Raw genomic sequence first — 14576 nt, forward strand, 5'->3', positions numbered from 1 at the left:
GCTTTAAGATCTTATCTTAGCACCAGTTTTATTTTCAACTGATTTAATTATAGAATTATTGATGTTTTCTAAATCATTATCATTTAATGTTTTTTCAGATGATTGTATGGTCACACTAATTGCTATTGATTTTTGGTTCTCTGGAATATTTTCACCCTCATAGACATCAAAAACTTTAATATTACTAATTAGTTTTTGATCTACACTTGAAACCGCATTAATTATATCTTGAGCTTTAACTTCTTTATTCACTATAAATGCAAAGTCTCTCTCAGATTTTTGGTAATCTGATACTTCAAATTTAGTCTTTTGATCTTTTAATGCTTTTTTTGGTAGTTTTAAATTATCTACAAAAATTTCAAATCCAACTAAAGACTCTGTTTTAATATCTATTTTTTTTATTATATTTGGATGAATCTCACCAAAATAAGCTACTATTTGATCTTTCCCTCTATTTAAAAACAATCTACCTGACTTACCTGGATGGTAGTAATTTGGTGTTTCACTATCTATAAAAAATTTATCCGAATTATATCCTGCTTCAACTAAAGTTTGAACTACATCTCTTTTAACATCAAATACATCGACATTTCTGTCTTTTTCAATCCACGATAATCTTGATTTTTTACCTGCTGACAACCCACAAACTACTGTGTTTTGTTCCCCTGGATTTGAACCAGTAAAAATTGGCCCTATTTCAAATATTGATAAATCTTTAAAGCCTCTGTCCAGATTTTTACTCATATACATAATTAAATTTGAAAATATTGAATTTCTCAAAACTCCTAAATCCGAACTTATAGGATTTATAATTTTAATTTCTTTATTCTTATCTTTGAAATGATCATTATAATTTGAATCAGTAAATGACCAAGTTATTGCCTCTAAATATCCTTTTGAAGCAATTGCTCTTTGCAAAAAATGAAATAACTTTTGTGACTGAGTTAGAGTAGATTTATTTCTTTCCTTTGTTGGATCAATAATATTTATTTTATCATAACCATTTATTCTTACCAATTCTTCAACAATATCTATTTCCTGTAAAATATCTGGTCTCCATGAAGGAACAATTAATTTTAAATATTTTTTTTCTTTTTTAATTTTAAAACCAAGGTCTTCTAAGATTTTTAAAATTTCCTTCACAGAGATCTTAAAACCTGTTATTTTTTCAAATAAGTTGGTGTCAAATTTGATAGTATTTAATTTGCCTGTTTCAATTTTTTGAATATCAATTTTACTAATTTCTCCACCACAAATCTCTTTAATTAATAATGCTGCTTTATTTAATCCATCTTCAATAGATAATGGATCAATACCTCTTTCAAACCTAAATTTTGCATCTGTATCTAAGTTTAGTTTTTTTGATGTACTTCTAATAGATCTTGGTTCAAAATATGCAGACTCTAATAGTATATTTTTAGTATCAAATTCTGTACCAGATCTTGTTCCCCCAATAATTCCACCTAATCCTAATACGCCTTTGTTGTCACTAATTACACACATCCCATCATCTAATTTATAATTTTTGTTATCTAAAGCTGTGAACTCTTCTCCAGATTTTGAATTTCTAACTACAATACCTTTTTCAATTTTATCTGCATCATAAGCGTGTAATGGACGATTAATATCTAGCATTACATAATTAGTAATATCAACTATTGCTGAAATTGGCTTTTGCCCAATTGAAATTAATTTATCTTTAAGCCATTTAGGACTTTCGGTATTTTTTACATTAGTAATTAGACAGCTACCAAATGAACTACATGCTTGATTTTTTTCTTTATTTATTTTTACTTTTAAAGTTTGTTTGATTTTTGATTTAATTCTTTTTTCTTTTAAATTTTTTAATTTTCCAAAACCTGAAGCAGCAAGGTCTCTTGCTATCCCTCGAACACCAAGACAATCTGGTCTATTAGGGGTGATAGATAAATCAATTAGATTAGAGTTTGATTTTAAGAAATAACTTTTTCCAATATTCTTCTCATATTCTTTTGTCGGTAATTCAGTTATTCCCTCACTTTCATCAGATAAATTTAATTCAGACTCAGAACAAAGCATTCCATAAGAAACAACATCCCTAATTTTAGCTACTACTAACTTAACTTTACTTTTTGGAACTACAGCTCCAGGGGGAGCATATATTGTAATCAATCCTTTTCTTGCATTCGGCGCACCACATACTACTTTTTTTATTTCTTTCTCTCCAACATCAACATCGCAAACTTTAAGTCGATCTGCATTTGGATGTTTTTCTGTCTTTAGAATTTTTGCTACTTTGAATAAATCAAGACCAGATGATAAATTTTCTACACTTTCAACCTCAAGACCAACATTTGTTAATTGCTCTAATAGCTTATCCTCTTTTAATTTTGTATCTAAATGATCTTTTAACCAATCAAATGTGATTTTCATCTGCTCAAACCTCTATAATTTGTTGGCACATCCAGAGGATCAAAACCAAAATGATTTAACCACCTGTAATCACAATCAAAGAAAGCTCTTAAGTCATTAATTCCATACTTAAGCATCGCCAATCGATCAATCCCAATACCAAATGCATATCCTTGATACTTTGATGGATCAACTTTCACATTTTTTAAAACATTAGGGTGAACCATTCCACATCCTAAGATTTCAAGCCATTGATCACCTTCTCCAATAACTATTTTTCCATCTTTAACTTCATAGCCTATATCTACTTCTGCAGATGGTTCAGTAAATGGAAAGTGACTTGGTCTAAATCTCATCTTAATTTTTTTCACTTCAAAAAACTCTTTAATAAAATAATTCAAACACCCCTTAAGGTGTCCCATATTTATGTCTTTATCTATATGCAAACCCTCTACTTGATGAAACATTGGTGCATGTGTTTGATCGCTATCTGACCTGTAGGTTCTTCCGGGTGCAATAATTTTAAATGGTGGTTTATCTTTTAACATTGTTCTGATTTGAACTGGAGATGTATGAGTTCTTAATAAAATTTCTTTATTCTCATTAAGATAAAATGTATCATGCATATCTCTTGCTGGATGATTGTCGGGAGTATTTAAAGCTGTAAAATTATTATATTCATTTTCAATATCTGGACCTTCTTCAACACTAAATCCAATTTCAGAAAAGATTGATGAAATTTCATCTATAGTTTGTGAAACAGGATGAATTTTACCTTTAACAAATGATCTTTCGGGAAGAGTTACATCAATTTGTTCTTTTTCTAATTTTTCATTTATTTTTTTTGACTCAAGCTCATTAATTTTATTTGTTATTAAGTTTTGTAACTCATCCTTAATTTGATTAAGATCTGATGCAAATTTTTTTCTATCTGTCTCTGGTATAGATCCGATATTTTTGAATTGAGAAGAAATCAATCCATTTTTTCCAAACAGCTCTGTTTTTATTTGATTAATTTCTACTAAACTTAAATTGTTACTAAGTTTAGCTAAATAGTCATTATGAATATTTTTTATGTCTGACATATTGATAGATTATTTCCTTAAGAAATAAAAACAATAGCGAAGATTAATTTAAAGCGGATTGAGCTTTCTGCACAATTGTTTTAAATGCTTCCGGGCTATCGTAAGCAATTTCAGCAAGAATTTTTCTATCAATTGTAATACCGCATTTTCCAAGACCATTGATAAATTTAGAATAAGTCAAACCTTCAGCTCTAACACCAGCATTTATTCTTTGTATCCATAAAGATTTGAAATCTCTTTTTTTATTTCTTCTATCTCTGTAAGCATACTGCATTGCCTTTTCCATTGCTTGCTTAGCTACTCTAATAGTATTTTTTCTTCTACCCCATTGACCTTTGACAGCTTTCAAAACTTTTTTATGTTTTGCTTTGCTAGTTACGCCTCTTTTGACTCTTGCCATTATTAACCTCTTAAACTGTAAGGCATGTATGATTTAACAATTTTGCCATCTTGCTTAGACATAGTTGTTGTGCCTCTTAATTTTCTTATTTGAGAATTTGTTCTTTTGATCATACCATGTCTTTTTCCAGCTTGGGCTGTCATAACTTTGCCCTTTGCTGATATTTTAAATCTTTTTTTTGCTGAGCTTTTAGTTTTTAGTTTTGGCATAATTCTGCGGTGTTATACAAAGATTGATATAAATTTACAACCTATATTAAGGCCTATAAAGGCTGAATTACCATGATCATTTGCTTACCATCAAACTTCGGATGTAATTCTACCTTGCCAATATCCTTCATGTCATCTTTTATCTTATCCATTAATTCTTTTCCTAAATGAGAGTGTTGTAGTTCTCGGCCTTTAAATCTGACAGTAAATTTTACTTTATCTCCTTTAGCTATAAATTTTTTTGCATTTTTAACCTTAAAATCATAATCATGAGTTTCAGTAACAGGTCTCATTTTAATTTCTTTTAATAAAACAATTTTTTGTTTTTTCTTCGCTATATTTGCTTTCTTTTGGGCATCATATTTATATTTACCCATATCCATAATTTTACAAACAGGCGGGTTTGCATTAGCTGCTATCTCTATTAAATCTAACCCTTGGTTTTTTGCCATTGAGATAGCCTCATTGGTATTCATCACACCAAGATTTTCACCATCACTCGCTATGACCTGAACATCCGGTGAAGAGATTCTGTTATTAGATCTAGGACCTCTATCTTTAGTTCTTCTTTGAAAATAGTTTTGTTTAAAATCTGCCACTTAGTTTGATGATACTTTATTTAAAGCAGAGAATGTTTTTAAAAATTGGTCTATATCCATATTTTCTTGTTTATTAGAGTCTAATCTTCTAATAGTTACTGAATTAGAGTCAACTTCTTTTTTACCACAAATTAACAAAACCGGTATTTTTGCTAAAGAATGATCTCTAATTTTGTAATTTAAATTATTATTTTTTAAATCTACTGACGAACTAATGCCTACATCTTTTATTTTTTTTGATACTTTGACCGCATAGTCATTAAATTCTTCTGAAATAGGTATCACCATAGTTTGCAAAGGAGATATCCAAAATGGAAACTTTCCAGCATAGTTTTCAATTAAAATTCCAATAAATCTTTCTAGTGAACCAAATAGAGCTCTATGTAGCATAACTGGAACTTTTTTAGATCCATCTTTATCAACATAAGAGGCATCTAATCTTCCTGGTAAATTTAAATCAACTTGCAAAGTTCCACACTGCCAATCTCTACCAATTGCATCTCTTAATACAAACTCAATTTTTGGCCCATAAAATGCACCTTCTCCCTTATTAATACTATATTCTAATTTAGAAGCTTTAACTGCCTCAAGTAAAGAGGCTTCTGCTTTATCCCAAACTTCATCATCACCAACTCTTACTTCAGGTCTGTCTGCATATTTTAAAATTACATTTTCAAAACCTAAATCTTTATAAATATCTAAAATCAAATTAGTTACCTCTAAACATTCGCTAGTAATTTGATCCTCAGAACAAAATATATGAGCATCATCTTGCGTGAAAGCTCTTACTCTTAATAGACCATGTAAAGCACCTGATGGTTCATAACGATGTACTTTTCCAAATTCGGTTATACGTAAAGGAAGGTCTCTATAGCTTTTTAGACCTTGATTGAATACTTGAATATGACCAGGGCAGTTCATGGGTTTAATAGCAAATACTTTTTCATCTGGAGTTTCTGAAGTGTACATATTCTCACCGTATTTTTCCCAATGACCAGATTTTTCCCACAATTGTCTATCTAGTATCTCTGGTGTATTAACTTCTTTGTAACCAGCAGCATCTTGTCTTCCTCTCATATAATTAATCAATTTTTGGAATAAAGCCCAACCTTTTTCGTGCCAGAATACTGAGCCTGGACTTTCTTCTCTAAAATGAAATAGATCCATTTCTTTTCCAAGTTTTCGATGATCTCTTTTTTCGGCCTCTTCAATTCTTTTTAAATAATCATCTAAATCTTTTTGGGTTGCCCAGCTTGTGCCATATATTCTTTGCAACATTTCATTACTAGAGTCTCCTCTCCAATAAGCTCCTGAAACTTTTGTAAGTTTAAAAAATTTTCCAATTTTTCCAGTTGAAGAAAGATGTGGTCCCCTACATAAATCGTGCCATTCACCATGAAAATAAATAGACACATCTTCATTATCTGGGATTGCTTCAATTAATTCTGCTTTGTAAGTTTCCCCTTTTTTTTTAAAATGTGAAATAGCTTTATTTCTCTCCCAAACTTCTCTTTTTGTGATTTCATTTCTATCCACAATTTCTTTCATCTTATTTTCAATTTTTTCTAAGTCATCTTCTGTAAAAGGTTCTTTTCTTGCAAAATCATAGTAAAAACCGTTTTCAATAACTGGACCAATAGTTACTTGTGTTCCAGGAAATAGTTCTTGAACAGCCATAGCTAATATATGGGCTGTATCGTGTCTTATAGTTTCTAGGCCCTCGGGATTTTTTGACGTAAAAATTTTAATAGAACAATCTTTTTCTATTAAAAAATCTAAATCTTTTAAATCCCCATCAACACTTATGACCATAGCTTGTTTAGCAAGTGACTTACTAATTTTTTCAGCTACATCTAGACCTGTAACTTTGTTTGGAAATGTTAGATTGTTTCCATCTGGTAATGTAATTATAGGCATTAATTTAATATTTTTTTATACTCTGAATAAGTAGAAAAGCACATTTTTTCAACATTAAACTTTTGAATTATGTTTTTTCTTCCCTCTATACCAATCGATTTTAATGATGCTTCATCCATTGAAAGTACTTTTAATATTTTTTTACTTAATGATTTTGCATTGTTAGAATCGAATAAAAAACCTGTTTTTTCGTCAATCACAGTTTCATTGGATCCACCTATATTGCTTGCAATTATTGGCCTTTCCATTGATTGGGCCTCAACTGCTACTCTTCCAAAAGCCTCAGGTTCAATTGAAGCTGATACTACTATATCTGAAACTTTGTAAGCTAAAGCCATATCTTTACAATGATCAATAAATTTTACCTGATTAATCAATCTGTACTGTTCTGAAAGCCTGATAAGTTTTTTTTTATACAGTTCTCTACCCTGATCACTTCCAAGTATTACTGCATAAAAAGCCTCATACCCAAGCTCAATATTTACTAGATTTACAGCCTCTAAAAAAATTTCTTGTCCCTTCCATCCAGTTAGTCTTCCAGGTAAAAGAATTATTTTTTTATCTTTTTCTATTTGCCATTTCAATAATAATTCTTTTTCATCACTATATAATTTGGTTGTAGGATCAAAATAATCGACGTTAATACCTCTAAAAATAACTAAAAGTTTTTTTTTAGCATCAAGGTATTTAGTATAATTTTCTTTGATATGAGAAAAAATAAAGTTAGATCCTGCTATAATTAAATCTGATCTTACCATTACAGAATTGTAAAATTTTTTAATTTTACTTTTAAAATTATAAGTCCCGTGAAAAGTAGTAATAAATTTTCTACCAGTAATTTTAGTTGCTAGCAAACATGACCAGGCTGGCGCTCTACTTCTAGCATGCACAATTGAAATATTATTAATAAGTATTATGCCGATTAAAGCTAAAAAATTTATAAATATAATTAATGGATTTTTACTATGAACAGGAAGTTTTATTATTTTTACTTTTTTTTTATCAATAAATTTGAGAAGTTCTCCTCCACTAGTTACAATATAAGATCCACAATCATTTTCTGGTAAGTAATGTGCAATATCAAAGCAACCTGTTTCTGCCCCTCCATAACCTAATTTTGGTATAACTTGTAAAACTTTTAAATTAGATGACATTTGATATGATTATATAATATTAGATTAAACATATAAACGATTATGACACATTTCAAATATCACAAAGTCTCTAAAAATAAGAAAATAAGATTTATTTGCAACATTCACAAAAGTGCTCCTTTTATTGTTTTTTTACACGGCTTTATGTCTGATTTAGAGGGAAAAAAACCTAATACTTTTTTAAAATTTGCCAAAAAAAATAAACTAAGTTTTTTAGCACTTGAATATTCGGGACATGGAAAATCATCAGGTAAATTTATAAATGGCAATATTACAAAATGGAGCAATGAAACTTCAGCTCTTATTAAAAAATTTGTAAAAAATAGGGAGTTTACTATTGTTGGATCAAGTATGGGTGCATGGTTAGCTCTTAAACAATTTAAAGAATTTAAAAAACAAATAAATGGATTTTTAGGAATTGGTTCTGCACCTGAGTTTTTAGAGAATTTGATGTGGAAAAAATTTACAAAAAAAATGAAGTCTGAAACTATTAAAAAAGGAATTTTACAATTAAAACATGGCAATTATGAATATCCAATTACTCATCAATTAATAAAAGATGGAAGAAAAAATAAGGTTTTAATCAAAAAAATAAATTCAAAAATAAGTGTTACCATGGTTCATGGTCAAAAAGATGAGGTGGTACCAGTTTCTTATTCAAGAAAAATTTTAAAAATTTTTCAAAAAGCTAAAAAAAAATTAGTAATAATTAAAAATGGTGATCACAGTTTATCGAGTCAAAAATGGCTTAAAATAATAACCAAAGAACTTAAATTGATTATTTAACTAACATCTTTAATTACTGGTTTAAGACTAATTGGATTACTAAGCTTATCTAACATTTCTTTAGGACAAACTTGAATAAAGTTATTTAGCTCTTCCTCAAAATCTTTAATAATTTTTTGGGACAAGTTAGATTTTGTTTCATTAAAATGTTCTACAATTAAATCTTTTAGATATTTTTTCCAATAATCAGTTTCTACATTTTGCCAAACAACAGACTCGGGATTAACTTTTTTTTCAAAGTCTTTACCTTTGTCATAAATAAACGCCATTCCACCTGTCATACCTGCTGCAAAATTATCTCCTACCTGTCCAAGAATTATTGCCGTTCCTCCTGTCATATACTCACATCCATTAGAGTCGCATCCTTCAATCACAGCAGTAGCACCAGAATTTCTTACAGCAAATCTATCTCCTGCTTGACCAGCAGCAAAAAGTTTACCAGAAGTTGCGCCATAAAGTACTGTATTACCTATAATTGTATTTTCATTTGATATTAAATTACTTTCATCTGAGAGTTTTATTGAAATTGTTGCTCCTGATAGCCCTTTGCCGACATAATCATTCGCATCACCTTTTAGAATTAGTTTTAATCCCTTAGATGTAAAAGCGCCAAAAGATTGACCAGCTGATCCTTTAAAATTTAGCTCTAAAAAATTTTCATTTAATTTTTCATATCCATACTTCATAAATAAATGATGTGAAATTCTTGTACCAACTGCTCTATTAGTATTCTTTATTAAGTATTCCTTATTGATTTTTTCTGATTTATCTAAAGACTGCTCTATCTCTGGCCAAATTTCTTGGTCTAATGTATCTGGTACTTTGTTAATAGATGAGTTTTCGCAATATCTTTTGTTATTCCCTGGGTCAGCTTGTACAAAAAGTGGGTTTAAATCTAAATCATCTAAATTTGCAGAAGCTTTATTTACTTGCATTAACAAATCTGTTCTTCCAATTATTTCATTTAAAGAATTGAAACCAAGTTCAGCTAAAATTTCTCTTACTTCTGATGCAATAAAAGTAAACAAATTTACAATTTTATCTGGTGTTCCAGTAAATTTTTCTCTTAATTTTTCATCTTGTGTGCACACTCCTACTGGACAGGTATTTGAATGACATTGTCTTACCATTATACATCCCATAGCAACTAAAGCTGTTGTGGCTACACCATATTCCTCGGCACCCATCATCGCAGCAATTACAACGTCTCTTCCTGTTTTAATTCCACCGTCAGTTCTCAAAGTAACTTTGTGTCGTAGATTGTTTAATGTGAGAACTTGATTAGCTTCTGTAAGACCCATTTCCCATGGAATACCAACGTATTTTACGCTAGTTTGTGGTGTTGCTCCAGTTCCACCATTATGACCAGAGATCAATATTATATCTGCTTCAGCCTTTGCTACTCCAGCTGCAATTGTTCCAACTCCTGAAGATGCAACTAACTTTACACCTATTCGAGCATTAGGATTAATTTGTTTTAAATCATAAATTAATTGTGCCAAATCCTCTATAGAATAAATATCATGATGAGGTGGTGGAGAAATAAGAGTAACTCCTGGTGTTGAATGTCTTAATTTTGCAATTTCATTTGTAACTTTAAATCCTGGCAATTGGCCACCTTCTCCTGGTTTAGCACCTTGGGCAATCTTGATCTCAATTTCATTACAATTATTTAGATAGTTTATAGTTACACCAAACCTCGCAGATGCAATCTGTTTTACTCTTGAATTTGCACTATCTCCATTATCTAAAATTTTAAATCTTTTTTCGTCTTCCCCACCTTCACCACTGCAAGAGGCGCCCTTAATTCTGTTCATACCCATTGCCAATGTTTCATGGGCTTCTTTTGATAGCGCTCCATGAGACATGCTTCCACTTCCAAATCTTTTAAGAATTCTTTCTATTGGCTCAACCTCAGAAAGATCAATCGAAGGGCCTAATTTTTTCTTTCTAAAATTTATTAAATCTCTCAAGTTAATCGGTGGTAAATTATAGATACCTTCAGCGTATCTTTTATAAGCTTCATAAGAATTTGATCCAACAGCACTTTGTAATAAATGTATTAATTTACCTTGATATTGGTGTGTTTCTCCATTTTTTCTATATCTATAAATTCCTCCAATAGGTAAAACTGTTTCATTACTGTCAAAAGCTTCTTTGTGTATTTTACGAATTTTTTTTTCAATTCCTGTTAAACCTATTCCAGAAATTTTTGAAGTAATGCCAGGGAAATAATCATTTACTACAGTTCTACTTAGTCCCACTGTTTCAAAGTTACATCCACCTCTGTATGAACTTAAAACTGATATACCCATTTTTGACATTATTTTAAGAAGGCCAGCATTTACTGATTTAATATATCTTTCAACACATTCATCAAAACTAAACTGACCAAACAATTTTTTACTGTGTCTTTGATATAAACTATCAAAAGCTAAATAGGGATTAACCGTAGTTGCACCCACACCTAATAAAGTTGCAAAAGAGTGGGTGTCCATTGCCTCACCTGATTGCACATTTATTGATACATATCCTCTAAGTTTTTTATTAATTAAAAAGGTGTTAATTGCACCAACACATAAAAGCATTGGAACAGGCAAATTTTCATTTGATAGATTTTTATCACTAAGTATTAACTGAGTTACTCCTTGCCTAACAGCTACTTCAGACTCTTTCTGAATTCTCTCAATAGCTGCTGATAAATTTTCATCTTGAGAAAAAGTACAATCTATAACTATAGAATTTTTTCCAAAGAAATTAATAAATTTGTTTAGTTGTGAGTTTGATAAGATTGGGCTATTTAGAACGTAAATATTCTCTTTTGTTAATGTATCAAAATTCAATATATTTCCTAAATTTCCGAATCTTGTTTTTAAACTCATCACTTTATTTTCTCTCAAAGAGTCTATTGGTGGATTAGTTACTTGGCTAAAATTCTGCCTAAAAAAATGATATAAAGGTCTATATTTGTCTGATAATACTGCCAAAGGTGTATCATCTCCCATAGATCCGATTGCTTCTTTAGCATCTTCTGCCATAGGATGTAATATTAATTCAAGATCTTCTAAACTAATCCCGAAAGTATATTGTCTTCTACGAAGATCCTCGCCTTCAAAACTATTTTTTTCATTAGAAATTAATAACTTTTCGTCTAAATCTATAATTTGAGAATTAAAATGTTTAAACTCTTTTGCTAAATAGTCTTTAATATCATCATTAAAAAAAACTTTACCTTTTTCAATTCTAATACCTATAATTTCACCAGGACCTAATCTTCCTTTAGATAATATTTTTTTTTCATTTAATTCAATCATTCCAGTTTCAGATCCAGCAAAAAGTAATTTATCTTTTGTAATAGCATATCTCAGTGGTCTTAATCCATTTCTATCATTTGCTGCAATAATCCACTCATTATCTGTTGCTGCAATTGCTGCAGGACCATCCCATGGCTCCATTTTACTATTTAAAAAATTAAATAATTGTTGATGATTTTTGGGTAATGTCTTATTTTTTTTGGACCACGCATCAGGCACCAACATAAGTTTAGCAAGCGGCGCGGGTTGTCCAGATTTATTTAATAATTCAAAAACATTATCAAGAGCTGCAGAATCAGAAACACCTTTTTGTATAACAGGTTTTAAATTTTCTATATCATCAAAAAGTGGACTACTCATTTCTTGCTCATGAACTTTCATCCAATTTTTATTTCCTTTATAAGTATTTATTTCACCATTGTGAGCTATAGCTCTAAAGGGTTGTGCAAGACTCCAACTAGGCGCTGTATTTGTTGAAAATCTTTGGTGAAATATTGCATATCTTGATACAAATCTTTCATCTTTTAAATCCAGATAAAAATCTGATATTGCTTCAGCTAAATAGAGTCCTTTATAAATTATTGATTTAGAACTTATGGAGCAAACGTAAAAGTTATTTAAAGATAATTGAAAAGCTTTATTTTCAATTTTTTTTCTAGTTTCATAGATTTTTCTCTCTAATTCTTTATCAAGTAAATTCTGATCATTAGATTTAAAAAGAACCTGGATTATTTCTGGCATAGTCTGTAGCGCTTTGTCACCAAGAATTTTAGGATTAACAGGTACTTGTCTCCAACCATAAATACTAAAATTATTCTTGGTAAGTTCACTTTCAACGATTGTTTTGCAACTTTCTTGAGCGGCATAATCATTTCTAGGTAAAAAAATCATCCCCACACAAATTTCTGCATTATCATAATCGTGTCCAGTCACTTCAATTTTTTCTATGAAAAAGTCTTTTGGAATTTCTACATGAATTCCAGCTCCATCCCCTGTTTTTCCATCTGCATCAACCGCACCTCTATGCCATACAGCCTTAAGAGCCTCTATTCCATATTCAACAATCTTTCTAGACTTCTTTCCTTCAGTCGAGGCAATTACACCTACTCCACAAGCATCATGCTCCATTTCTGTTGAGTAAACATGATTATTTTCAAGTACCTCTAAATTTTTTTTATAATTTTTCATTAAGCAACTCTTGATGTTTTAATCTCTCTATTTTCAAGATGAGTTTTTATCGCTAAAGCTACATCCCTTCCATCTTTTATAGCCCATACGACTAACGAAGCACCTCTCACTATATCACCTGCAGCAAAAACACCCTTAATATTTGTTTCCATTGTATCAAAGTCTGCTTTAATAGTTCCCCATTTAGTAACTTGTAGTTCACTAGCGTCAAATAATTTTGGTAGATCTTCTGGATCAAAACCAAGTGCTTTAATCACCATGTCAGCTTTAACTTCATATTCTGACCCTTCTTTGATTTCAGGCCGTCTTCTTCCACTTTCATCAGGTTCACCTAATTTAATTTGGTCAACTATTAATTTTTCAACTTTATTAATACCCTTAAATTCTTTTGGGCTTGATAACCAAACAAATTCAACTCCTTCTTCTTCAGCATTAGCTACTTCTCTGGCAGATCCAGGCATATTTTCTTTATCTCTTCTATACAAACACTTAACTGATTTTGCTTTTTGTCTAATTGAGGTCCTTACACAATCCATTGCCGTATCTCCACCACCAATGACAACTACATCTTTACCTTCTGCATTCAAAACACCTTTATCAAACATCTCTACTTCATCCCCTAGTCCTTTTTTATTTGAAGCAGTTAAAAAATCCATTGCTGGAAAAATATTATTAAGATCATTCCCAGGTAATTCAACTTCTCTGGCCTTGTAAACACCTGTTGCTATTAGTATTGCATCATGTTTTTTTCTTAGTTGATCTAAAGTTGCATCTTTACCAACCTCAAAATTTTGAATGAAATCAATTCCACCATCTTTTAAAAGTCTTGTTCTTCTCTCAACTACTTCTTTTTCTAATTTAAAATTTGGAATACCATAAATTAATAAACCACCAGCTCTATCATATCTATCGTAAACAGTAATTTTGTAACCATTTTTTCTTAGTTGTTCTGCTGCAGCTAATCCAGCTGGTCCAGCACCAATTATTCCAACACTCTGGTTTTTTTCATTTAAAACATTAATAGGTTTTACCCAACCTTGTTCCCATGCGTTATCAGTTATGTATTTCTCCATTGAACCGATAGTTACAGTTCCATGCCCTGATTGTTCAATTACACAATTACCTTCGCATAATCTGTCTTGTGGACAAATTCTTCCACACACTTCTGGCATATTATTGGTGCTTTGAGATAACTCGTAAGCTTCTTTTAGCCTTCCTTCAGCAGTCAATTTTAACCAATCAGGAATATTGTTACTTAAAGGACAATGAACTTGACAGAAAGGCACTCCGCATTGAGAACATCTACTAGATTGCTCTTTTGCTTTATCACTTATAAATTCATCATATATCTCGTTAAAATCTCTTTTACGCTTATCAACTTCTCTTTTAGGTGGAGTTTGTTGACCTATTTTTACGAATTTAAGCATTGAGTCAGACATATTTTTTTTTAATTTTAGCAAATTATATCTTGTTTTTATTAAATAAAGCACAAAATAGGTCATATATTTTGACCTTTTTTTATGATTTATTACT

At 30.5% G+C, this 14576-nt stretch carries 10 protein-coding genes; 1 reads left to right on the plus strand and 9 read right to left on the minus strand.

The features are described 5' to 3' along the window. Nucleotides 1-3 precede the first annotated feature (3 nt). Genes F754_RS0106535 through F754_RS0106565 form a run of 7 tightly spaced genes read right to left on the minus strand, consistent with a single transcriptional unit; the run spans nucleotide 4 to nucleotide 7755 of the window. Nucleotides 4-2412 (minus strand): phenylalanine--tRNA ligase subunit beta, encoded by a 2409-nt coding sequence (locus F754_RS0106535; RefSeq protein ID WP_023649114.1) that lies wholly within the window; start codon nucleotides 2410-2412, stop codon nucleotides 4-6. Then, nucleotides 2409-3476, minus strand: coding sequence for a phenylalanine--tRNA ligase subunit alpha (pheS, locus tag F754_RS0106540; protein ID WP_023649115.1), 1068 nt, complete (start codon nucleotides 3474-3476; stop codon nucleotides 2409-2411). The genes F754_RS0106535 and pheS overlap by 4 nt, the downstream gene beginning before the upstream one ends. Nucleotides 3477-3519: 43 nt before the next feature. After that, nucleotides 3520-3876: a 50S ribosomal protein L20 gene (gene rplT / locus F754_RS0106545; RefSeq protein ID WP_023649116.1), complete on the minus strand. Its 357-nt coding sequence runs from the start codon at nucleotides 3874-3876 to the stop codon at nucleotides 3520-3522. 2 nt (nucleotides 3877-3878) lie between these two features. Beyond that, on the minus strand, nucleotides 3879-4085 hold the full coding sequence (gene rpmI, locus F754_RS0106550; protein ID WP_008545827.1) for a 50S ribosomal protein L35: 207 nt from the start codon (nucleotides 4083-4085) through the stop codon (nucleotides 3879-3881). Nucleotides 4086-4138: 53 nt separating this feature from the next. Further along, on the minus strand, nucleotides 4139-4684 hold the full coding sequence (locus F754_RS07755) for a translation initiation factor IF-3 (RefSeq protein ID WP_023649117.1): 546 nt from the start codon (nucleotides 4682-4684) through the stop codon (nucleotides 4139-4141). Next, entirely contained in the window at nucleotides 4685-6601 is a 1917-nt protein-coding gene (gene thrS, locus F754_RS0106560) for a threonine--tRNA ligase (protein ID WP_023649118.1), read from the minus strand. Next, entirely contained in the window at nucleotides 6601-7755 is a 1155-nt protein-coding gene (locus tag F754_RS0106565; protein WP_023649119.1) for a glycosyltransferase family 4 protein, read from the minus strand. The genes thrS and F754_RS0106565 overlap by 1 nt, the downstream gene beginning before the upstream one ends. Before the next feature lie 42 nt (nucleotides 7756-7797). On the opposite strand from F754_RS0106565, the gene F754_RS0106570 reads away from it, so the two are divergent. Next, a complete protein-coding gene (locus tag F754_RS0106570) occupies nucleotides 7798-8541 on the plus strand; it encodes an alpha/beta hydrolase (RefSeq protein ID WP_023649120.1) in 744 nt (247 codons plus the stop codon). Here the strand turns inward: F754_RS0106570 and gltB are convergent. After that, nucleotides 8538-13043 (minus strand): glutamate synthase large subunit, encoded by a 4506-nt coding sequence (gltB, locus tag F754_RS0106575; protein ID WP_023649121.1) that lies wholly within the window; start codon nucleotides 13041-13043, stop codon nucleotides 8538-8540. The two genes, F754_RS0106570 and gltB, sit on opposite strands and share 4 nt — an antisense overlap. Then, nucleotides 13043-14482, minus strand: coding sequence for an NAD(P)-dependent oxidoreductase (locus F754_RS0106580; RefSeq protein ID WP_023649122.1), 1440 nt, complete (start codon nucleotides 14480-14482; stop codon nucleotides 13043-13045). The genes gltB and F754_RS0106580 overlap by 1 nt, the downstream gene beginning before the upstream one ends. Nucleotides 14483-14576: the final 94 nt, after the last annotated feature.

Origin of the sequence: Candidatus Pelagibacter ubique HTCC8051, assembly GCF_000472605.1 — a bacterium.
GTDB classification, from domain to species: Bacteria; Pseudomonadota; Alphaproteobacteria; order Pelagibacterales; family Pelagibacteraceae; genus Pelagibacter; species Pelagibacter communis_B.

Coding starts and splice junctions, on each gene's coding strand:
- F754_RS0106535 (WP_023649114.1), bottom strand. CDS start 2,412: ATGAAAATCACATTTGATTGGTTAAAAGATCATTTAGATACAAAATTA.
- pheS (WP_023649115.1), bottom strand. CDS start 3,476: ATGTCAGACATAAAAAATATTCATAATGACTATTTAGCTAAACTTAGT.
- rplT (WP_023649116.1), bottom strand. CDS start 3,876: ATGGCAAGAGTCAAAAGAGGCGTAACTAGCAAAGCAAAACATAAAAAA.
- rpmI (WP_008545827.1), bottom strand. CDS start 4,085: ATGCCAAAACTAAAAACTAAAAGCTCAGCAAAAAAAAGATTTAAAATA.
- thrS (WP_023649118.1), bottom strand. CDS start 6,601: ATGCCTATAATTACATTACCAGATGGAAACAATCTAACATTTCCAAAC.
- F754_RS0106565 (WP_023649119.1), bottom strand. CDS start 7,755: ATGTCATCTAATTTAAAAGTTTTACAAGTTATACCAAAATTAGGTTAT.
- F754_RS0106570 (WP_023649120.1), top strand. CDS start 7,798: ATGACACATTTCAAATATCACAAAGTCTCTAAAAATAAGAAAATAAGA.
- gltB (WP_023649121.1), bottom strand. CDS start 13,043: ATGAAAAATTATAAAAAAAATTTAGAGGTACTTGAAAATAATCATGTT.
- F754_RS0106580 (WP_023649122.1), bottom strand. CDS start 14,482: ATGTCTGACTCAATGCTTAAATTCGTAAAAATAGGTCAACAAACTCCA.